Raw genomic sequence first — 20,405 nt, 5'->3', positions numbered from 1 at the left:
ACCCTTGAGGCGACAGCGGAAAGTGAGCGGCCGGTGATCGAACCGGTGGAGGGGCCAGGTTCGAACCACTCGCGCGCCGGGTAAGACGAACAGTGACGCGGGTCGCCACGGCCCAGGGAACACTGACTTACGCCCGTGCGTCTGCAAGAGTGGAAGCAGCGAACACGGCGCACCCGCCAGATGCGAAGTGGTCGCAGCTAGGTGTGAGGGCACCGATCCCCGGTGCCGGGACGGAGGGAGATTTCCATGACTACCACGCTCACCCGCCCCGCGTTGACCGCTGCCGACCGCTGCGACCGCTGCGGGGCCGCTGCCCAGGTTCGCGCCGTGCTCCCCTCCGGGGGCGAGCTGCTGTTCTGCGGGCACCACGCCCGCGAGCACAGCACGAAGCTGCGCGAGCTCGCTGCTGAACTGCAGCAGGGCTGAACACCGCGAGCCCCCGGGGCTCGTGGCACCCTAGCCGTCCGGGGCGGGGACCTCACCGAGGTTCCCGCCCCCTGCATTTTCCCGGGCTCCCACGGGGTTCCCGGCCAGGACGGGGCCGGACCGCCCGGGACCACCGGGCTCGGCGGACAGCCGGGCCCGGTCCTCAGACCTCGTCGAGCACCGGCTCGAAGGCCAGCTCCGCGGCACCGACGAGCTTCGCGTCCCGCCCCAGCGGCGAGGTCTCGATGCGGGTGCCGCCGACGGCCCGCGACACCAGGGACCGCTGCTGCACGGTCCGCCGCAGCTGCTCCACCAGCGACTCCGGCAGGGCCGTGAACAGGTCGCCGAGCACCACCAGCTCGGGGCCCAGCATGTTGACCGCGGTCACCAGGCCCATGGCCAGCCACTCGGTGAACTCGCCCAGCCGGTGGGCCACCGAGTCCGGTGAACCGGCCAGCGACCGCAGTTCGGCCACCACCGCGCCGCGCGGCGCGTCCTCGGGCAGCGCGAGGGCCCGGCACAGCGCCGCCTCGCCCACCTCGGTCTCCCAGCAGCCGTGGCAGCCGCAGTAGCAGCGCCGGCCGCCGGGCCGGACCACCATGTGCCCCAGCTCGCCCACGTAGCCGCCGGTGCCGCGCAGCGGTCGGCCGCTGGAGATGACGCCGCCGCCGATGCCCACGTCGGCGGAGATGTAGACCACGTCGGAGGAGCCGCGGGCGGCGCCGCGGGTGTGCTCGGCCAGCGCGCCCAGCTCGGCGTCGTTGCCGACCTGGACGGGCAGCTTGAGCACCGCGGACAGCCGACGGCCCAGGGCGACGTCGGTCCAGTGCAGGTTGGGCGCCTCGTGCACCAGCCCGTCGGACCTGCGGACCACGCCGGGCACCGACACGCCGACCCCGACCGCCGACACGCCCAGCTCGTCGGCCAGCAGCTTGGCCGAGTCGGCGATGTGCGTGATCACCTCGCCGGGCTCGCGGGACCGGTGGTGCAGGTTCCACGAGTCCCGGCCGAGGATGTCGCCGCCCAGGCCCACCATGGCCATCGCCACCTGCTCGACGCGGATGTCGATGGCCATCACCACGGCGGCGTGCGGCTGGGGCAGCACCAGCAGGGACGGGCGGCCCGCGCCGGAGCGCTGGGCGGGCACCCGCTCGGCCACCACGCCCGACTCGGCCAGGCCGTCCACCAGGGCCTTGATCGTGCTGCGGTTGAGCCCCAGCTCAGCCGCCAGCGACGCCCTGGTGGAGGGCCCGTCCACGTGCAGCCGGCGCAGCAGTGCCGTGCGGTTGTGCCTGCGGACCTCGTCCGGTCGGGCTCCCGCGGTCGGTGTGCTCACGTCAGCGGGCGGCGTTGGCCGCCCGGCGCCGGGACAGGGCGTCGACGCTCGCGGCGAGCAGCAGCACCAGGCCGGTCACGATGAACACGACCGCGGCGGGCTGCTTGAGCAGGCCCATGCCGTTCTGGATGATCGCCAGCACCGCGCCGCCGATGACCGCGTCGCGCAGCCGGCCCTTGCCGCCGAACAGCGACGTGCCGCCGATCACGGCCGCGCCGACCGCCAGGAGCAGCGTGTTGCCGCCACCGGCGTTCGGGTCGACCGAGCCGACCTTCGAGGAGTAGACGATCGCGCCGATGGCCGCCAGCGAGGAGGCGATGACGAAGACGCTCATCCGGATCTGGGCGACGTTGATGCCCGCGCGGCGGGCGGCTTCCTTGTTGCCGCCGACGGCGTAGACGTGCCGGCCGTAGCGGGTGCGCTCCAGCGCGAACGTGCCGATGACCAGCAGGACCAGCACCAGCGGCACCACGTACGGGACGCCGGCGATGACCACGCGGGGGCTGACCGACCGGTTGAGGGTGAGCGCGTAGGTGGCGGCGGCGGCGAGGACGACGACCACGCCGACCTTGGTCAGCACCATCGGGGTGGGCTGGGCGACCAGGCCCTTGCGCAGCCGGCTGAAGTGGCGGCCGAGCACGACGGCGGCGTAGCCACCGGCGGCCAGGACGAACAGGATCCACGAGCCCGCGGTGTCGAGGTTGCCGTTGGCGACGTTGAACAGGACCTCGTTGTTCAGGCCGAGCGTGCCGCCCTGGCCGATGAACTGGAGCACCACGCCGCCCCAGGCGAGGAACAGCGCCAGGGTCACCACGAACGACGGGATGCCGACCTTGGCGACGAGGAAGCCGGTGATGGAGCCGATGGCCGCGCCGACGCAGACGGCGAGCAGCATCTCGACCCACGGGTTGGCCGGGACGCCGACGAGGGAGATGACGAGCGCGACGGCGGCCAGCGCGGCGCCGGGCCAGACCTTCATCAGCGAGGCCAGCACGATGGCCAGCGCGAGCATGGCGCAGAACACGTAGAACACCGTGCTGCCCATGCCGCCGAGCAGGTTGCCGCCCTTGACCAGGTGCAGCGCCATGACCGAGGCGCACACGCCGGACGCGGTGCCCGCGGACAGGTCGATCTCGCCCAGCAGCAGCACGAAGACCAGGCCCATGGCGATGATGACGATGCTCGCGCCCTGCGCGAGGAGGTTCGCGATGTTGCCCAGCGTCAGGAAGGTGTCGGCCAGCGAGCTGAACGCGATCAGCAGGACGACCAGGCCCAGCAGCGCGGGCAGGGAGCCCAGCTCGCCGCCGCGGACGCGGGCGACGTAGTCGCGCACCGCCTCGCCGGTCGACTGGGAGGTGGTGTCGATGCCGAAGTCGGAGATCGCGCCCTGGGCGTCCTTGGGCGACGTCTCGCTCGTGGTGTTGGTCATGCTCGTTCCTCGTTCTGCGGCTGGTGAGCCTGGGGTCGCCGGCATCAGATGGTGGCGGATTCGGGCCGGGCGATGCCCAGCTCCCCGGAGCGGCCGGCGGTGATCAGCTCGACCACCTGGCCGTGCGTGACGTCCTTGGTGTTGACCTCGGCAGCCATCCGACCCAGGTAGAGGCACGCGATGCGGTCCGCGACCTCGAAGACGTCGTTCATGTTGTGGCTGATCAGCACCACGCCCAGGCCCTGCTCGGCCAGGCGGCGCACCAGGTCGAGGACCTGCCGCGTCTGCGCCACGCCGAGGGCGGCGGTGGGCTCGTCGAGCAGCACGACCTTGCTGTTCCACAGCACGGCCTTGGCGATGGCCACGGTCTGCCGCTGGCCGCCGGACAGCGACGACACCTGGGTGCGGACCGACTTGACGGTGCGCACCGACAGCGAGGTCAGCGTCTTGCGGGCGGCCTGCTCCATGTCGGCCTCGTCGAGCAGCCCCGCCTTGCCGCGCTCGCGGCCGAGGAACATGTTCTGGACGATGTCGAGGTTGTCGCACAGCGCGAGGTCCTGGTAGACGACCTCGATGCCCAGGTCCGCGGCCTCGCGCGGACCGTGGATGTGCACTTCCCTGCCGTCGAAGAGCACCTGGCCCGAGTCGATCGGGTGGATGCCCGCGATGGACTTGACCAACGTCGACTTGCCGGCGCCGTTGTCACCGACGAGCGCGGTGACCTGGCCGGGGTGCACGGCGAAGTCGATGTCGTGCAGGACGTGCACGGGACCGAAGCTCTTGTTGACGCCGCGCAGTTCGAGGATCGGCTCGCTCACTGGTTTCCTCCGTTTGGGCCCACACGCGTGGGTGCGCCGGAACGGGGTGCGCCTCCCGCACCCCGCCCCGGCGCGAGCCTTGACTACTTGATGCCGAGCTCGGTGCAGGCGGCGGTGAGGTCCGCGACGCAGATCTCGCTCGCCTTGACGAAGCCCGCGTCCACCACGGTCTTGACCTTGTCCTTGGTGATCAGCTGGGCCTCCAGCAGCACCGACTTGACCGCGCGGTTGCCCTTGGTGTCCTGGACCGAGCCCTTGGCCAGGGCGTCGGCGGCGGCGGTGTCACCCTTGGCCAGGGCGGCGGCCAGCTTCGCGGCGGCGTTGGCCTCGGCGTCGATCGGCTTGAACACGGTCATGAACTGGTCGCCGCGCAGGACGGCCTGCAGGCCCTCCGGGGTGGCGTCCTGGCCGGTCACCGGGACCTTGCCGTTCAGGCCGTACTTCTTGAGCACGGTGATGACCGCGCCCGCGAGGCCGTCGTTGGCGGCCACGACGCCGTCGACCTTCTGGCCGTTGCCGGTCAGGATCTGCTCGAAGGTCACGCCGCCCTGCTGGTTGTCCCAGTCCGGGATCGGCTGCGACTGGACCAGCTTGTAGTCGCCGGCCTCGTACTTCGGCTTCAGCACCTTCTGCTGGCCGTTGTAGAACAGGGTGGCGTTGTTGTCGGTCGGGGCGCCCTCGATCTCGATGACCTCGGCCGGCTTCTTGCCCGCGGCCAGCGCCTCCAGGCCCTGGACCAGGCCCTGGCCCTGCAGCTCGCCGACCTTCTCGTTGTCGAACGAGACGTAGTAGTCGGAGGAGCCGCCCAGGTTGAGGCGGTCGTAGTCGATGACCGCGATGCCCTGCGCCTGCGCCTTCTTGGCGACCGCGGCGCCGACCTCGCTGTTGGGCGTGGCGATGATCAGGACCTTGACGCCGGCGTTGATCATGCCGTCCGCCAGGGTGGAGAACTTCTGGACGTCGCCCTGGGCGTTCTGGATGTCGGGCTCCAGGCCCTCGGCCTTCAGGGCCTTCTCCAGCAGCGGCTTGTCGAAGCCCTCCCAGCGGGCGGAGGACTTGGTCTCCGGGAGGATGACGCCGACCTTCTCGCCACCGCCCGAGGCGCTGTTGGTGTTGGTGTCCGAGGGGGAGCTGCCACCCGAGGACGAGTTCGCGCCACATGCCGTCATGGCCAACGCAAGGCCCGTGCTTGCGGCGATGAGAGCGAGGCTCTTGCTACGCATCCGCCATCCCTTTCACGCAGGAGCGTAAATGTTGTGGCGCACAACGTATGCCCACACCCACGGTGACCGGAAGCACACTTGACCGATAAAGGAGACACGATGCGCTAACGGCCAGGTAACCGAACGGTCATCTGAATACGCCGAACGGACCACTTGACCACGCCCGGTCACAAAGAGACCAACGCAGGGTTTGTTGCGACCGACCACGATGATCGGCTCGAAGATCGCCCCGACACCGCGGAACGGCGTTCCACGCAGGCGAAAGGGGTGACGCGGGTCACCGACCGGGCGGCACCGGCGGGGTCACCACGAGCGCAGCGTGGCGATCCGCTCTTCCAGCTGCTCGATGGTGGCCATCGCGGTGGGCGGGCCGCCGCAGTACTCGCGCAGCTGGTTGTGGATCTTGCCGTGCGGCTTCTTGGTGCGGTGGTGGTGCATGGCCACCAGCGTGTTCAGCTCCTTGCGCAGCTGCGCCAGCCGCTCCTGCACGCTCGCCGACCTCGGCGCCGGCGCGGGCGGCGCGGGCGCGGTGGCCGCGGCGGCGTTGCGCCTGCTCGCCTCCACCAGCTGCTTCTCCTGCCGCTGCCGCAGCAGCGCGCGCACCTGGTCGGGCTCCAGCAGGCCGGGCAGGCCCAGGTACTCCTGCTCCTCGTCGCTGCCCGCGAACGCCGCCGTGCCGAACGACGAACCGTCGTAGATCACCTGGTCCAGCTCGGCCGACGCGCCCAGCGAGGTGAACGACCGCTCCTCCTCGCCCGGTTCGTCCTCGACCCTGTTGGCCTGGGACAGCAGCTCGTCGTCCCAGCCGTCCTTCTCCCGGTGCGGCTTGCCCAGCACGTGGTCGCGCTGCGCCTCCAGCTCGCTGGCCAGGCCGAGCAGCACCGGGACGCTGGGCAGGAACACGCTGGCCGTCTCGCCCTTGGCCCGCGCCCGCACGAACCGGCCGATGGCCTGGGCGAAGAACAGCGGGGTGGACGCGCTGGTGGCGTACACGCCGACGGCCAGCCGCGGCACGTCGACGCCCTCGGACACCATGCGCACCGCGATCAGCCAGCGCTCCTGCGAGGCGGAGAACTCGGCGATGCGGCCCGACGCCTTCGGGTCGTCCGACAGCACCAGCGTGGCGTCGTGGCCGGTGACGCGCTTGAGCACCTCGGCGTACGCCTTGGCCACGGTCTGGTCGGTCGCGATGACCAGGCCGCCCGCGTCGGGCATGCCGCCGTTGCGCAGCTGCGTCAGCCGCACGTCGGCGGCCTTGAGCACCGACGGCATCCACTCGCCGGTCGGGTCGAGCGCCACCCGCCACGCCCGCGCGGTCTGCTCCTGGGTCAGCGGCTCGCCCAGGCGGGCGGAGAACTCCTCCCCCGCGCTGGTGCGCCACGCCGCCTCGCCCGAGTAGGCCAGGAAGATCACCGGCCGGACCACGCCGTCGCGCAGCGCGTCGGAGTAGCCGTAGGAGTGGTCGGCCTTGCTGCGCATCGCGCCGTCGGGGCCGGGCTCGTAGGTGACGAACGGGATCGGCGAGTCGTCCGAGCGGAACGGCGTACCGGTCAGGCACAGCCGCCGCACCGCCGGGGTGAACGCCTCGCGGATCGCGTCGCCCCACGACTTGGCGTCGCCGCCGTGGTGGATCTCGTCGAGCAGCACGAGGGTCTTGCGGTTCTCCGTGCGCACGCGGTGCAACGTCGGGTGCGCGGCGACCTGCGCGTACGTCAGCGCGACGCCGTGGAAGTCACGCGAGGTGACCGCGTTGGTGTTGCGGAAGTTCGAGTCGATCGCGATGCCCGCCTCGGCCGCCGCCTTGGCCCACTGGTGCTTGAGGTGCTCGGTGGGCGTGACGATGGTGACCGCCTCGACGGTGCGGTCGGCCAGCAGCTCGGCCGCCACGCGCAGGCCGAACGTGGTCTTGCCCGCGCCGGGCGTCGCCACGGCCAGGAAGTCCTTGGGCCCGGCCGCCAGGTACTTGGTCAGCGCGCGGCGCTGCCAGGCGCGGAGGGGTCGGGTCGCGACGACCTGCGGCTGCGACAACCTCGAACCCCTCCCGTGGCTGATCCGCGGTGGCGCGGTGGACATGCGAATGCCCTCGGTGCGGGTGACCGTCGAGGGCAGGGACAGCCTACCCGCTGCCGGCGCGCGCGGGGTTTCGCGCCGGGACACGCGCTCCGGTGCCGCGGAATCGGCCGCGATGCACCATGCTTGACCTCGCGATGGTTTCGCCCAGGGTCGACGGAGCGCGCCGCACGGGTCGGAAGGGACCCCTGCGCCTGTTGGCGCGCACGTGGTCCAAGGCGTGGGCCGGGAGCATCTTCTCCGAGTCGGCCGAGGCGGCGTTCTGGCAGACGCTGTCGTTCCCGCCGCTGCTGCTGGGCCTGCTCGGCAGCATGGGCTACGTCGGCGACTGGCTGGGGCCCGAGGTGGTGGCCGCGGTCAAGGACCGGATCATCTCCACCTGCCGGACGATCTTCAGCTCGGACGTGGTCAACGAGGTGATCGCGCCCACCGTCGACCAGATCCTGACCACCGGCAAGGGCGAGATCGTCTCGGTCGGCTTCCTGATCTCGCTGTGGGCGGGCTCGTCGGCCATGTCGTCGTTCGTGGACGCCATCACGGCCGCGCACGACCAGTACGGGGTGCGCAACGAGGTGTGGCAGCGGATCTTCGCGCTGCTGCTCTACATGGCCAGCCTGGTGCTGCTGATCATCGGCCTGCCGGTGCTGGCGCTGGGCCCGGAGGTGCTGGCGCGGCTGCTGCCCGACGCGTGGGAGCCGACGGTCGCGGGCTGGCTGAGCGCGTTCTACTACCCGACCATCGGGGTGCTGCTGGTGCTGGCGCTGGCCACGCTCTACAAGGTGGCGCTGCCCAACAAGCTGCCGTGGCACCGGCTCGTGCCCGGCGCCGTGCTGGCGATGGCGGTGTTCCTGCTGTCGTCGATCGGCCTGCGGCTCTACATCCGGTGGATCACCACCACCGGCTACACCTACGGCGCGCTGGCCACGCCGATCGCGTTCCTGCTGTTCGCGTTCTTCATCGGGTTGGCGATCACGCTCGGCGCGTACTTCAACAGCGCGTTGCAGGAGATGTGGCCCGCGCGGATGACCCGGCGGCAGCGGCGGCGGTGGCAGCGGCTGGAGATCGAGCGGGCGGCCGAGCGCATCCGCTCCGACGAGGACAAGCGGGCCCGGGAGCACGCCGCGGGCGGCCACGGCACCGCGGCGGCGGGGGAACCGCCGTCCGGGCAGGCGCCCTCGGGTCGGGAGCCGGTGGGGCCGGAGGCTCAGGCGTCGGGGGCGCAGGCGTCGGGGGCCCAGGAGCGGCAGGGGGGCGCGGCGGCGCAGCAGCCGCGGGAGGACCCGCCGTCCGTGCGGCGCGGGCCGGGCCTGGCGGGGTGAGCGCCGGACGGCGGCGCCCCGGCGCGGGTGCGCCGGGACGTCGCGGGGTGGGGACCTACTCGCCGCCCTTGGGCAGGCCGTCGTAGATCTTCTTGCATTCCGGGCAGACGGGAGAGCCGGGCTTGGGCGACTTCGTCACCGGGAAGACCTCCCCGCACAGCGCCACCACGTGCGTGCCCATGACCGCGCTCTCCGCGATCTTGTTCTTGCGCACGTAGTGGAACATCTTCGGGGAGTCGTCCCCGGTGTGGTCGGTGCCTTCCGGCCGCGTCTCCACGTCGGGCAGAGTCTGCGTGCTCACCCACCCAGCTTACCTGGGAGGATGGCCCCTCGTGAGTACGCCGAGCATCACCGAAGAGGTCGAATCCGCCCTGGCCGAGAACCGGCCGGTGGTGGCGTTGGAGAGCACGATCCTGTCGCACGGGCTACCGCCCGGGCGCAACCGCGAGGTCGCCGACCGGATCGAGGGGGCGGTGCGCGCCGCGGGCGCGGTGCCCGCCACGATCGCCGTGCTGGGCGGGGTGCCCCGGGTGGGGCTGACCGCCGCCGAGCTGGACCGGGTGTGCGACCCGGCGAACGAGCTGGTGAAGCTGTCGCGGCGGGACCTGGGCGCGGCGTTCGCGCTCGGGCGCGACGGCGCCACCACGGTGGCGGGCACGGCCGCGCTGGCGCACGCCGCGGGCATCGGGGTGTTCGCGACCGGCGGGCTGGGCGGCGTGCACCGGGGCGCGCGGGAGACGTGGGACGTGTCCGCCGACCTGGACGTGCTGGCGACCACACCGGTCCTGGTGGTGTGCTCGGGGGTCAAGTCGATCCTGGACATCGGGGCCACCCTGGAGCTGCTGGAGACCCGGTCGGTGCCCGTGCTGGGGTACCGGACCGACCGCTTCCCCGCGTTCTACCGGCGGGAGTCGGAGTTCGGCGTGCCGTGGCGGGTGGAGTCGGCGGCCGAGGCCGCGGCCGTGGTGGCGGCGCACCGGGGCGTGCCGGGCGAGGCGGGCGTGCTGCTGGCCAACCCCGTGCCCGAGTCCTTCGAGATGCCCGCCGACCTGCACGAGCGCCTGCTCGCCGACGGGCTGGAGCTGCTGCGGGCGCGCGGGGTGCGCGGCAAGGAGGTCACGCCCGTGCTGCTGGAGCACTTCCACGGCGCCAGCGGCGGGGTGAGCCTGGACTCGAACGAGGAGCTGGTGGTGTCCAACGCGGCGCTGGCCGCCGGCGTGGCCGTCGAGCTGGCCCGGCTGGAGGGTGGTCGGTGACCCGCGTCGTGGTCGTCGGCGACGCCGGGCTGGACGTGGTGGCCCGGCACTCCGGGCCCGTCGTGCACGGCGGCGACTCGCGGGCCTCGGTGACCATCGAGCCGGGCGGGGCGGGCGCGAACACGGCGGTGTGGCTGGCCGCGTGCGGCGCGTCGCCGGTGCTGGTCGCGCGGGTCGGCGCGGACCCGGCCGGGCGGCAGGTGCACGCGGAGCTGACCTCGGCCGGGGTGCGGTGCGCGTTCGCGGTCGACCCGGAGGCGGCCACCTGCTGCGTGGTGGTGCTGGTGGACGACACCGGGCAGCGGTCCATGCTGCCCGACCGGGGCGCCAACGCCCGCTTCGCGCCCGGCGACGTGGACCCCGCGCTGCTGCGCGGGGCCTCCCACCTGCACCTGTCCGGCTACGTGCTGCTCGACGCGTCGTCGCGGCCCGCCGGGGTGGCGGCGCTGCGGGCGGCCCGGGAGGCCGGGCTGACCACGTCGGTCGACCCGCAGTCCGCGGCGCTGGTCTACGACGGGTTCCTCGACGACGTGCGGGGCGTGGACCTGCTGCTGCCCAACACCGAGGAGCTGGTGGCGCTGACCGGGTCGGCCTCGCCCGCGTCGGCCTCGGCGCTGCTGGACGTGGCGGGCGCGGTGGCGCTGACGTCCGGCGCGGGCGGCGCGAGCTGGGTGGACGCGGACGGCGTGCTGTCGGTGCCCGCCGAGGACGTGGACTGCGTGGACTCGACCGGGGCGGGCGACGCGTTCGACGCCGGGCTGCTGGCGGCGTGGCTGACCGGGGCGTCGCGGCGGGACGCCCTGCTGGGCGGTGTGCGGGCGGCGGCGCGGGCCGTGTCGTCGGTCGGCGCCCAGCCCCCGGTGCCCGGTGCCCTCAGCCCTCGATGACCTGGTGCGGGCGGGCCTCGACGGCGCGGTGCTCGCGGACGAAGCGGCTGGCCTTCTCCGCCTTGCGGGGCGGCCGGTCGTTCGCGATCAGCACGGCCATCCAGGGCAGCGGCACGGACAGCAGGAGGAAGGCGAGCGCCAGCCACCAGGTCTGGTGGAAGACCATGGCGAGGATGAGGCACGGGATGCGCGCGCTCATCATGATCGCGTACTTGCGCTTGCGGGCGGCGTGCTGCTCCTCGTAGGAGGGAGCCGCCTCGGTGATGAGCACCGGTGTGCTGTCGCGCTCGGGGTTGGTCACGACATCACCTCCAATGCACCCATGGTCCCACCCCGCACCGGGGTGGACACAACGGGTGCGGGGTGATTCGCGCCGCGGTTGCGGCCGTTCGGCCCCTACGATCCGGCTGTGGTCGCCCTTGATCGGCTGGTGGACGTGCTCGGGAGCCTGGGCACGCACCTGAGCTGCGCGCCGCGCGGCCGGGACGTCGAGCTGCGCGGCGTGGCGCTGCACGACCCGGCCGAGCACACCGCGGCGGCGCCCGACGACGTGCTGCTCGGCCTCGGCGTGCCCACGCCCGCCGCGGCGGCGCGGCTGGTCGGCGGGACCGCGGCGGCGGCCGTCGTGCTGCACGGCGCGCCGCCGCTGGACGAGCGGGTCGCCGCGGCGGCGCGGCGGTCCGGGGCGGCGGTGCTGCTGGTGGACCCGTCGGTGCCGTGGGGGCAGCTGGCGAACGTGGCGCAGACGCTGGTGCTGGGCGGTCAGGGCGCGGGCGACCTGTTCGCGGTGGCCGACGCGATCGCGGCGGTGGTCGGCGGGCCGGTGACCATCGAGGACCAGCAGTCGCGGGTGCTGGCCTACTCGTACCGGCAGCAGGACGTGGACCCGGTGCGGGTGCAGACCATCCTGGGGCGGCGGGTGCCGGAGGAGGCGCGGCGGGCGCTGGACTCCTACGGCGTGTTCGCGCACCTGGCGCGGTCCGACGAGCCGATGTTCGTGCCGAAGCTCACCGACCAGCTCGGCGGGCGGCTGGTGGCGGCCGTGCGGGCGGGGCGGGAGCTGCTGGGGTCGGTGTGGGTGGAGGTCGACGCGGCGGTGGACGCGGTCCGGCACGCGGCCCTGGTGGACGGGGCGCGGACGGCGGCGCTGCACCTGCTGCGGGCGCGGGCGTCGGCGGACCTGGAGCGGCAGGCCGAGGCGGACCTGGTGATCGAGGCGCTGGACGCGGGCGCGCCGGGCAGCCTGGCGCGGCTGGGGCTGCCGTCGACCGACCTGCGGGTGATCGCGGTGCAGGCGCACGCCGGCGAGGGCGAGCACGGGGCGGCGCTGCTGGCGTTCTCCCGGGCCACGGCGGGGTTCGGCTGGTCGCGGCCCGGGCGGTCGGCGCTGTTCGGCAACGTGCTCTACACGGTGCTGCCGTGCGGTGACGACCCGGCGGCGGCGGTCGAGTGGGTCCGCGCCCTGGTCCGCGAGCTGCCGGCGGAGGCCGTGGTGCAGGCCGGGGTGGGCGGCCGGGCGGACGCCGGGTCGCTGCCCGCGTCCCGCGCCGAGGCCGACGAGTGCCTGGCCCTCTCGTCCGGCAACCCGGTCGTCTACGACGACTCGTGGTCGCACGTCCTGCTGCGGCGGCTGGCGGGCGTGGCCGAGGCGGGCCGCTTGCCCACCCGGGGCCCCGTGGCCGACCTCCTGGACCACGACGCCCGGCACGGCACCCAGTACGCCTCGACCCTCCGCGCCTGGCTGGCCGCCCAGGGCGACGCCCGCGAGGCCGCCCGCGCCCTGGCCGTGCACCCGAACACCCTCCGCTACCGCATGCAGCGCATGGCCGAAGTAACCCCCCTCCCCCTCGACAACCCAGACCAACGCCTGGCCATGGCCATCGCCCTGGCCATAACCCCACCCCCTTAATCCCGGCGAGTCATGCCTCCAGAACCGGCGTGTCATGCACTCAGCTCCCGCGAGTCATGCCTCCAACACCCGCGGGTCATGCATTCAGAACCACCGAGTTCGACATTCGCCGGCACACGAGCGCTGAATGCATGACACGCGGGGTTTGAACGCATGACACGCGCGGACTGAATGCATGACACGCGCGGGTTGAGGGCATGACACGCCGGAGGGGAGGTGGGGTGGGCGGGCGTGGGGGGTGGGGGCGCGGGACGATGCTGCGGTGCTCCCTGATCTTTCTGTTGAACTGACCGCTCGGTTGCGCGAGGCGTTCCGGGACGCCGGGTACGACGCGGACGGGGTGGTCGAGGCCCTGGGGCCGCAGGCCCACGCCGCGCTGGGGCGCGGTGAGCCCGAGGCCGCCCGGCGCGCGTCGCTCGACGCCGGGGCGCTCGGCACGCTGGTGCGGCTGTTCCTGCTCGGTGACGCCGAGGAGGAGAAGGACGTGCGGTCGGCGCTGCCGGGGGTGGACCTGGAGGACGCGGTCCGCAACGAGGTGCTGCGCGGCGAGGGCGACCGGTTGCGCGCGGGGCTGGACATCCGGCCCTACGGCGACGACGAGGGGTCCTGGTGGGTCGTCGCCGACCTGGACTCCGACCAGCGCGGCGGGCCCGTGCCCGCCGACCACGTGCTGGGCGTCGGCCACGCCTCGATCAGCCTGGCCCGCGCCACGTCGCGGCGGCCCGTGGACACCCTGCTCGACCTGGGCACGGGGTGCGGCGTCCAGGCCCTGCACGCGAGCCGCCACGCCCGGCGGATCACCGCCACCGACCTGTCCGAGCGGGCGCTGGCCCTGGCGACGGGCACGTTCCGGCTGAACGAGGTCGAGGTCGAGCTGCGCCGGGGCGAGTGGTTCGGGCCCCTGCGCGGGCGGCGGTTCGACCAGGTGGTGTGCAACCCGCCGTTCGTGGTGGGGCCCCCGCGCGTCGACTACGTCTACCGCGACTCCGGCCTGGGCGGCGACGACGCCAGCGCGCTCGTGGTGCGCCAGATGCCGTCGTTCCTCAACGAGGGCGGTGTCGGGCAGCTACTGGCGTCCTGGCTGCACCGCCGGGGCGAGGACTGGGCCGACCGGGTCTCCTCCTGGCTGCCGCGCGGCGGCGTGGACGCCTGGTTCGTGCAGCGCGACGTCGCCGACCCGACGCTGTACGTGGGCACCTGGCTGCGCGACGCGGGCGTGGACCCGCGCGGCGACGAGGGCCGCGCCAAGGCGGGCGCCTGGCTGGACTGGTTCGCCGAGCACGACGTCGAGGGCATCGGCTTCGGCTTCGTCACGCTGCGCCGCACCGACGCCGCGCACGCCGAGGTCGTCTGCGAGGACCTGCGCCACGCCTACGACGACCCGCTGGGCCCCGAGTCCGCCGCCTGGCTCGACCGCGTCGCGTGGCTGCGCGAGCGCGGCAACGACGACCTGCTCAAGACGCGGTTCACGGTGCCCGCCTCCGTGCTGCTCGAAGAGGTGTCCTCGCCGTCGGAGGAGGGCTGGGAGGCGGTCGTGCGCCGCCTGCACCGCACCGACGGGCCCGGGTGGCAGCACGAGCTGGACGAGGTCGCGGCGCGGCTGCTGGCCGGTTTCCGCGGCGTGCTGCCGCTGGAGGACCTGATCACCCTGCTGGCCTACGCCGAGGACCTGGACGCGGACGCGCTGGCCGCGGCGGCGCTGCCGGTGGTGCGCGAGCTGGTCCGGCACGGGATGGTCGTGCCCGCGTGAGAGCTGTTGTGATGAGAGTCACAGAGGCGTCCGTGACGGTGGAGGGCGAGGTCGTCGGCACCATCGACGAGCCCGGGCTGTTGGTGCTGCTGGGGGTGCACGCCGACGACACTCCCGACAAGGCGCCGCTGATGGCGCGCAAGCTGCACGAACTGCGCGTGCTGCGGGACGAGGAGTCGTGCGCCACCACCGGCGCGCCGCTGCTCGTGGTGAGCCAGTTCACCCTCTACGGCGAGACGAGGAAGGGGCGGCGGCCGTCGTGGACGGCCGCCGCCCGGCCCGGGCACGCGGCGCCTTTGGTCGAAGCCGTGGTGTCCGAACTGCGCCTGAGGGGTGCTCGGGTTCAAACAGGACGGTTCGGCGCCATGATGTCCGTGCGCAGTGCGAACGACGGTCCGTTCACCGTGTTGGTGGAACTCTAAGATCCTTCTCAGGAAATCCTCAGGATTCCGGGCGCAACCGCTGTGACGGCAGTGACGTCTTCCAGGTCGAGGATGCGGGAACCATTTCGATCGGGTTTGCGTTCTCCCAAGTGTCAGACACCGAAAGGTGACCGCGCAGCGCAGCGCGGAGTGCGCGACACGACCGCACTGCCAGCCCGCGACAAGGGGGAGGGAGCTCCATGACCGTCCCGAAGGTCCTCGACCGAGAGGTCGGGAACGAGCAGACCAGCACCAGCGCCGAGATGGACCTCGACGCCCAGGGACCGGCCGCCGACCTCGTTCGGGTGTACCTGAACGGCATCGGCAAGACAGCGCTGCTGACCGCGGCCGAGGAAGTGGAACTCGCCAAGCGCATCGAAGCGGGGGTGTTCGCGCAGCACATGCTGGAGACCAAGTCCGGTCTGACCGATGTGCGCCGCGGCGAACTTCGTGCGCTGATCCGCGACGGCCACGTCGCGAAGAACCACCTGCTCGAAGCGAATCTGCGGTTGGTGGTATCGCTCGCCAAGCGGTACACCGGCCGCGGAATGCCGCTGTTGGACCTCATCCAGGAAGGGAACCTGGGTTTGATCCGCGCGGTGGAGAAGTTCGACTACACCAAGGGTTTCAAGTTCTCCACCTACGCCACGTGGTGGATCCGCCAGGCGATCACCCGCGGAATGGCGGACCAGGGCCGCACCATCCGGCTCCCGGTCCACCTGGTGGAGCAGGTCAACAAGCTGGCCCGGATCAAGCGCGACCTGCACCAGCAGCTCGGCCGCGAGGCGACCAACGAGGAGCTGGCCAAGGAGTCGGGCCTGTCGCCGGACAAGGTGTCCGACCTGCTCGACCACGCGCGCGACCCGGTGAGCCTGGACATGCCGGTCGGCACCGAGGAGGACGCCCCGCTGGGCGACTTCATCGAGGACTCCGACGCCACGGACGCGGAGAGCGCGGTCATCTCCGGCCTGCTGCAGGACGACCTGCGCCGGGTGCTGGCCACGCTGGAGCCGCGCGAGCAGGCGGTGATCCGGCTGCGCTACGGGCTGGAGGACGGGCAGCCGCGCACCCTGGACCAGATCGGCAAGCAGTTCGGGCTGTCGAGGGAGCGGGTGCGGCAGATCGAGCGGGAGGTCATGGCGAAGCTGCGGCAGGGTGAGCGGGCCGCCCGGCTGCGCGCCTACGCCAGCTGAGTTCACGCGGGCAGTGCCGGGGAGCACGGGGAGATCGGGGAGACCGGGGAGCGCTGGGCAACGCCGGGGAGCACGGGGCGCCGACCGGGGTGGGCGCGCCGCCGAGGCCGGACCCCGGCCGAGGCGGGGCGCCTGGTGCTGTGCCGACCGGGACCGGGAGCCGACGGAGGCGGGGCGCTTGGCTCCGCGCCTGCCGGGACCGGGAGCCGGCTGAGGCGGGGCGCCCGGTGCTGTGCCGGCCGGAATCGGGAGCCGACCGAGGCGGGACGCCTGGCGCCGCGCCTGCCGGGGCGGGCAGCCGCCTGCGGCGGGGCGCCGCACCGGCCAAGCCGCCGAACGGGGGACTTCGGCGATCCCGACGGGCGGACCAGCGCGGTTCACCCGTTCAGCCGGGTTGACTTGTGACGTCCGCCACGGCACGGTCGTGCGTTACAACGAGCTGCGCGACGCCTCCACCCCATCACGTGGAGCCGTCGCACGCCGAGGAAGGTCGGGGCGGTCGGGGGCCGGCCCGGCCTTCCGCATTGCCGTGCCCGGGCTCCCCGGCCGGCCCGCCTCACAGGTCCAGGTACTCGGCCAGCTTCGCCCGGAAGAACGCCACGTGCTGCTCCCGCTCCGGCCCGGAGTACCCGCGCGGCACCCCCTCGACGAGCATCACCAGGCACAGGTAGGCGCGGTAGAGCGCGATCCTGGTCCGCTCGGCCTCGCTGAACCCGGTCACGCCGTACCCGGCCAGGTAGTCCTCGTCCGGCTCGCTGAACAGGGCCACGCTCGGGATTTCCGCCAACGGGTCGCCGAAGAACGCCCGTTCCGGGTCGATGATGCCCTCGATGTGACCGTCAGCCACGAAGATGTTGGCTTCCCACAGGTCGAAGTGCACCAGAACGGGTGTGGTGACCTCGTCCAGCAGGTCGGCGCACCCGTCGAACGCGGGTCGCACGTCCGGCAGCTCCACCCCGAACCGCCGGGCGTCGGCGAGCACCGCGGCGACCATGTTCCCGAACGCCTCCCGCCACGTGGCCCCGTTCGGCCCCTGGACGTAGCCGAACACCTCGCCGGTGATCCCGTGCAGGCGCCGCACGACCCCGCCCAGCTCCCGGCGCAGCGCCGCGCGCTCGACCCCGGACAGGCCGGCCGCGTGCCACGGCGCGCCCCGCAGCGCGGTCATCAGCAGCAGCCCGTCCTCGTGCAGCAGCACCTCCGGCACGGGCAGCCCCCGCTCGGCCATCAGCCGGAACGCCAGGGCCTCGGTGCTCATCAGGTCGCGCTCGTAGGTGAGCAGCGGCACGTCCGGCGGCGGCGCGACCTTGAGCACGGCCTCGCGGCCGTCGGCGGCGGTGAGCCGGTAGGCGGTGTTGAACATGCCCTCGGTCAGCTCGACGTGCGCGGCCAGCGGCGCGCCGAGGGCCCGGCGGGCCAGCGCGTCGAGCCGGTCCGCGGTGAGCCTGCGCTTGGTGAGGCTGAAGACCACGACGCGAATCACACCACGGCCGGGCGGATTCGGGCGCGCGATCGGTATAGGTTCGGCGGAACCCGAACGCGCGCAAGGGAGCCCGCGACGTGCCCGCTGTGCCCACCACGTTCCAGTACACCGACGTCCTGCCCCTGGCCAAGGACAACCACACCGAGTACCGGCTGGTCTCGCCGGACGGGGTGTCGGTGGTCGAGGCCGCCGGCCGGACGTTCCTCCAGGTCGAGCCGTCGGCGCTGACGCTGCTGGCCAAGGAGGCCATCCGCGACATCCAGCACCTGCTGCGCCCCTCGCACCTGGCGCAGCTGCGCGCGATCGTCGACGACCCGGAGGCCAGCGGCAACGACCGGTTCGTCGCCATGGACCTGCTGCGCAACGCCTGCATCGCGGCGGGCGGCGTGCTGCCGATGTGCCAGGACACCGGCACCGCGATCGTGATGGGCAAGCGCACCGAGTCCGTGCTGACCGGCGGCACCGACGAGGAGGCCCTGTCGCGGGGCATCTTCGATGCCTACCAGGAGCTGAACCTGCGCTACTCGCAGATGGCGCCGGTCACGTTCTGGGACGAGCGCAACACCGGCACCAACCTGCCCGCGCAGATCGACCTGTTCACCGCGCCCGGCACGGAGCCGAAGTACGAGTTCCTGTTCATGGCCAAGGGCGGCGGGTCGGCCAACAAGACGTTCCTGTACCAGGAGACCAAGGCGCTGCTGAACCCGTCGCGGCTGGCGCGGTTCCTGGACGAGAAGCTGCGCTCGCTCGGCACGGCCGCGTGCCCGCCGTACCACCTGGCCGTGGTCGTCGGCGGCCTGTCGGCGGAGCAGAACCTGAAGGTGGCCAAGCTCGCGTCGGCCCGCTACCTCGACGGCCTGCCGACCGAGGGCTCCGCGCTGGGCCACGCGTTCCGGGACGTCGACCTGGAGCAGCAGGTGCTGGAGCTGACCCGCGACTTCGGCATCGGCGCCCAGTTCGGCGGCAAGTACTTCTGCCACGACGTGCGCGTCATCCGGCTGCCCCGGCACGGCGCGTCGTGCCCGGTGGGCATCGCGGTGTCGTGCTCGGCGGACCGGCAGGCCAAGGCGAAGATCACGCCCGAGGGCCTGTTCCTGGAGCAGCTGGAGCGCGACCCGGCCCACTTCCTGCCGGACGTGCGGGGCGAGGAGCTGTCCGACGAGGTCGTGCGGATCGACCTGAACCGGCCGATGGCCGAGATCCGCGAGGCGCTGTCGAAGCTGCCGGTGAAGACGCGCGTGTCGCTGACCGGCCCGCTGGTGGTGGCCCGCGACATCGCGCACGCCAAGATCAAGGAGCGCCTGGACGCGGGCGAGCCGGTGCCGCAGTACCTGAAGGACCACCCGGTGTACTACGCGGGCCCGGCCAAGACGCCCGAGGGCTACGCGTCCGGCTCGTTCGGGCCCACGACCGCGGGCCGGATGGACTCCTACGTGGAGCAGTTCCAGGCGGCCGGCGGGTCGCTGGTGATGCTGGCCAAGGGCAACCGGTCCCGGCAGGTCACGCAGGCGTGCCAGGCGCACGGCGGGTTCTACCTGGGTTCGATCGGCGGCCCGGCGGCGCGGCTGGCGCAGGACTGCATCCGCAAGGTCGAGGTGCTGGAGTACCCCGAGCTGGGCATGGAGGCGGTCTGGAGGATCGAGGTGGAGGACTTCCCGGCGTTCGTCGTGGTCGACGACAAGGGCAACGACTTCTTCGCCGAGACCTCCGCCCCGACCCTCCAGATCAGCTTCCGCAAGTAGCCGCCCGGGGTCAGGCGGTCTGCTCGCGCGTCTCCAGCACGACCAGCCGGTCGCCCAGGGGCGCGTCGAGGGTGACGTCCAGCGGCACGTCCCGCAGCTCCTGGGTGCAGGCGGTGCCCTCGGCCGGCGGGTAGTAGGTGGTCACCAGGGTGATCCGGACCTGGTCGGCGGACTGTGCGGTGACCTCGGCGCTCGCGGTCTTGCAGCCGCCGGCCAGGCCGACCACGCGCAGCACCCGGCCGTCGGCCGAGGTCCACGCCTGCCGCTCGTAGGTGTCGGGCAGGGTGCCGCCGTCGACCTGCGCGCCCGGCACCTCGGTCTCGCCGCCGGGCAGCGGGGGCGGGGTGCTCTGCGGCGGCGGCACGGGGGCCGGCGTGGTCGGGCCGGGTCGCGACCCGCTCGTCGGGGCGGTGGACGACCCGGGTGACAACGTTGTCGACGCGCTCGACGAGGTGGTGCCGCCCGGCGCGGGCGACTCGTTGCCGGCGGTGCACCCGGCCAGCGCGAGCACGGCGAGGGCGACGGCGACCTTGACGTTCCTCATGGTTGGAGGACGGTACTCGCGGCCGCCCGGGTTGCAGGGGGTGGCGCCCGGCCGACCTGGGGGCCGGTCGGCCGGGCACCGGGAAAGGGGTCCTACTCGGTGTCCTGCCGGCTGGTCAGCACCACGCGGCGGTCGCCCAGCGGCGCGTCGAGCTTGGCCGTCATCGGCGGGAAGCGGATGTCCATGGTGCAGACCTGCTGGTCGGCGGGCGTGGTCTCGACCAGGACGACGTGCACGACCTCGGCGCCCTGCTCGGCGACCTCGACGCTGGCCTTGCCGCAGCCGGCCTCCTGGGCGATGACGCCGACGGTGCTGCCGTCGCCCTCGGTCCAGACGGTCTTGGGCGCGTCCTCGGCCAGGGCGCCCGCGTCCACCCGCTCCTTCGGCACCTCCCGGGCGCCGGGCGGCACGGGGCTGTCGAACTCCGGCTCCTCCGGGGCGGCTGACGTGGTCAGCGTCGGACCGGGACCGGGGGCGCCGACCGGGGCGGTCGCGGGTGACGAGGCGCAGCCGACGAGCGCGACCAGCAGCGCGCCGGCGCCAACAGCGGTTCCGAGGCTTCTCATGTGCCAAGGACGGAGCACTCGGCGGGCCCGGT

Annotated in this window: 19 protein-coding genes; 9 read left to right on the top strand and 10 right to left on the bottom strand. The window is 73.1% G+C overall.

The window, feature by feature from the left end; all coding sequences use genetic code 11:
• Positions 1-246 precede the first annotated feature (246 nt).
• Positions 247-426: a DUF7455 domain-containing protein gene (locus EKG83_RS08750; RefSeq protein ID WP_015800348.1), complete on the top strand. Its 180-nt coding sequence runs from the start codon at positions 247-249 to the stop codon at positions 424-426.
• A 163-nt stretch (positions 427-589) separates the two neighbouring features.
• Here the strand turns inward: EKG83_RS08750 and EKG83_RS08745 are convergent, their stop codons facing one another.
• From EKG83_RS08745 to EKG83_RS08725, 5 genes are all read right to left on the bottom strand, one after another.
• Positions 590-1,762, bottom strand: coding sequence for an ROK family transcriptional regulator (locus EKG83_RS08745; RefSeq protein ID WP_033431339.1), 1,173 nt, complete (start codon positions 1,760-1,762; stop codon positions 590-592).
• A gap of 1 nt (position 1,763) precedes the next feature.
• Positions 1,764-3,191 (bottom strand): sugar ABC transporter permease, encoded by a 1,428-nt coding sequence (locus EKG83_RS08740; RefSeq protein ID WP_033431340.1) that lies wholly within the window; start codon positions 3,189-3,191, stop codon positions 1,764-1,766.
• 44 nt (positions 3,192-3,235) lie between these two features.
• Complete coding sequence (locus EKG83_RS08735) at positions 3,236-4,009, bottom strand: ATP-binding cassette domain-containing protein (protein WP_033431341.1); 774 nt, start codon at positions 4,007-4,009, stop codon at positions 3,236-3,238.
• Positions 4,010-4,092: 83 nt separating this feature from the next.
• The gene (locus EKG83_RS08730; protein ID WP_033431342.1) at positions 4,093-5,232 is read right to left on the bottom strand and encodes a sugar ABC transporter substrate-binding protein; all 1,140 of its coding nucleotides are present in this window, start codon (positions 5,230-5,232) and stop codon (positions 4,093-4,095) included.
• Between the two features lie 303 nt (positions 5,233-5,535).
• Entirely contained in the window at positions 5,536-7,305 is a 1,770-nt protein-coding gene (locus tag EKG83_RS08725; RefSeq protein ID WP_033431343.1) for a DEAD/DEAH box helicase, read from the bottom strand.
• Positions 7,306-7,424: 119 nt separating this feature from the next.
• On the opposite strand from EKG83_RS08725, the gene EKG83_RS08720 reads away from it, so the two are divergent.
• Positions 7,425-8,621: a YihY/virulence factor BrkB family protein gene (locus EKG83_RS08720; RefSeq protein WP_153277950.1), complete on the top strand. Its 1,197-nt coding sequence runs from the start codon at positions 7,425-7,427 to the stop codon at positions 8,619-8,621.
• Between the two features lie 55 nt (positions 8,622-8,676).
• Here EKG83_RS08720 and EKG83_RS08715 read toward each other — a convergent pair whose 3' ends face one another.
• Positions 8,677-8,922: a DUF3039 domain-containing protein gene (locus tag EKG83_RS08715; protein WP_033431344.1), complete on the bottom strand. Its 246-nt coding sequence runs from the start codon at positions 8,920-8,922 to the stop codon at positions 8,677-8,679.
• A 31-nt stretch (positions 8,923-8,953) separates the two neighbouring features.
• Here EKG83_RS08715 and EKG83_RS08710 point away from each other — a divergent pair, with 31 nt between their 5' ends.
• Both EKG83_RS08710 and EKG83_RS08705 read left to right on the top strand, forming a co-directional pair.
• Positions 8,954-9,877: a pseudouridine-5'-phosphate glycosidase gene (locus EKG83_RS08710; RefSeq protein WP_033431345.1), complete on the top strand. Its 924-nt coding sequence runs from the start codon at positions 8,954-8,956 to the stop codon at positions 9,875-9,877.
• Positions 9,874-10,764, top strand: a complete 891-nt coding sequence (locus EKG83_RS08705; RefSeq protein ID WP_033431346.1) for a carbohydrate kinase family protein — start codon at positions 9,874-9,876, stop codon at positions 10,762-10,764. The genes EKG83_RS08710 and EKG83_RS08705 overlap by 4 nt, the downstream gene beginning before the upstream one ends.
• On the opposite strand, the gene EKG83_RS08700 is transcribed toward EKG83_RS08705, so the two are convergent.
• Positions 10,751-11,065: a DUF3099 domain-containing protein gene (locus EKG83_RS08700; protein WP_033431347.1), complete on the bottom strand. Its 315-nt coding sequence runs from the start codon at positions 11,063-11,065 to the stop codon at positions 10,751-10,753. The genes EKG83_RS08705 and EKG83_RS08700 overlap by 14 nt on opposite strands.
• Positions 11,066-11,173: 108 nt before the next feature.
• On the opposite strand from EKG83_RS08700, the gene EKG83_RS08695 reads away from it, so the two are divergent.
• The 4 genes from EKG83_RS08695 to EKG83_RS08680 all read left to right on the top strand — a co-directional run bounded on the left by EKG83_RS08695 (position 11,174) and on the right by EKG83_RS08680 (position 16,038).
• Positions 11,174-12,673: a PucR family transcriptional regulator gene (locus tag EKG83_RS08695; RefSeq protein WP_033431413.1), complete on the top strand. Its 1,500-nt coding sequence runs from the start codon at positions 11,174-11,176 to the stop codon at positions 12,671-12,673.
• A gap of 262 nt (positions 12,674-12,935) precedes the next feature.
• Entirely contained in the window at positions 12,936-14,423 is a 1,488-nt protein-coding gene (locus EKG83_RS08690) for a DUF7782 domain-containing protein (RefSeq protein ID WP_033431348.1), read from the top strand.
• Positions 14,420-14,845, top strand: coding sequence for a D-aminoacyl-tRNA deacylase (gene dtd, locus EKG83_RS08685; RefSeq protein ID WP_033431349.1), 426 nt, complete (start codon positions 14,420-14,422; stop codon positions 14,843-14,845). The genes EKG83_RS08690 and dtd overlap by 4 nt, the downstream gene beginning before the upstream one ends.
• A 200-nt stretch (positions 14,846-15,045) precedes the next feature.
• Positions 15,046-16,038, top strand: a complete 993-nt coding sequence (locus tag EKG83_RS08680) for a sigma-70 family RNA polymerase sigma factor (RefSeq protein ID WP_033431350.1) — start codon at positions 15,046-15,048, stop codon at positions 16,036-16,038.
• Positions 16,039-16,594: 556 nt separating this feature from the next.
• On the opposite strand, the gene EKG83_RS08675 is transcribed toward EKG83_RS08680, so the two are convergent.
• A complete protein-coding gene (locus EKG83_RS08675) occupies positions 16,595-17,509 on the bottom strand; it encodes an aminoglycoside phosphotransferase family protein (protein WP_051765904.1) in 915 nt (304 codons plus the stop codon).
• A 98-nt stretch (positions 17,510-17,607) separates the two neighbouring features.
• Here EKG83_RS08675 and EKG83_RS08670 point away from each other — a divergent pair, with 98 nt between their 5' ends.
• Complete coding sequence (locus EKG83_RS08670; RefSeq protein WP_051765905.1) at positions 17,608-19,263, top strand: fumarate hydratase; 1,656 nt, start codon at positions 17,608-17,610, stop codon at positions 19,261-19,263.
• Between the two features lie 10 nt (positions 19,264-19,273).
• Here the strand turns inward: EKG83_RS08670 and EKG83_RS08665 are convergent, their stop codons facing one another.
• The gene (locus EKG83_RS08665) at positions 19,274-19,807 is read right to left on the bottom strand and encodes a hypothetical protein (protein ID WP_051765907.1); all 534 of its coding nucleotides are present in this window, start codon (positions 19,805-19,807) and stop codon (positions 19,274-19,276) included.
• Positions 19,808-19,899: 92 nt separating this feature from the next.
• Positions 19,900-20,373: a hypothetical protein gene (locus EKG83_RS08660; RefSeq protein ID WP_033431352.1), complete on the bottom strand. Its 474-nt coding sequence runs from the start codon at positions 20,371-20,373 to the stop codon at positions 19,900-19,902.
• Positions 20,374-20,405 lie beyond the last annotated feature (32 nt).

Source organism: Saccharothrix syringae (assembly GCF_009498035.1).
Classification (GTDB): domain Bacteria; phylum Actinomycetota; class Actinomycetes; order Mycobacteriales; family Pseudonocardiaceae; genus Actinosynnema; species Actinosynnema syringae.
The sequence above is the reverse complement of the archived record's forward strand: the minus strand, read 5'-3'. Positions and strand labels throughout refer to the sequence as shown.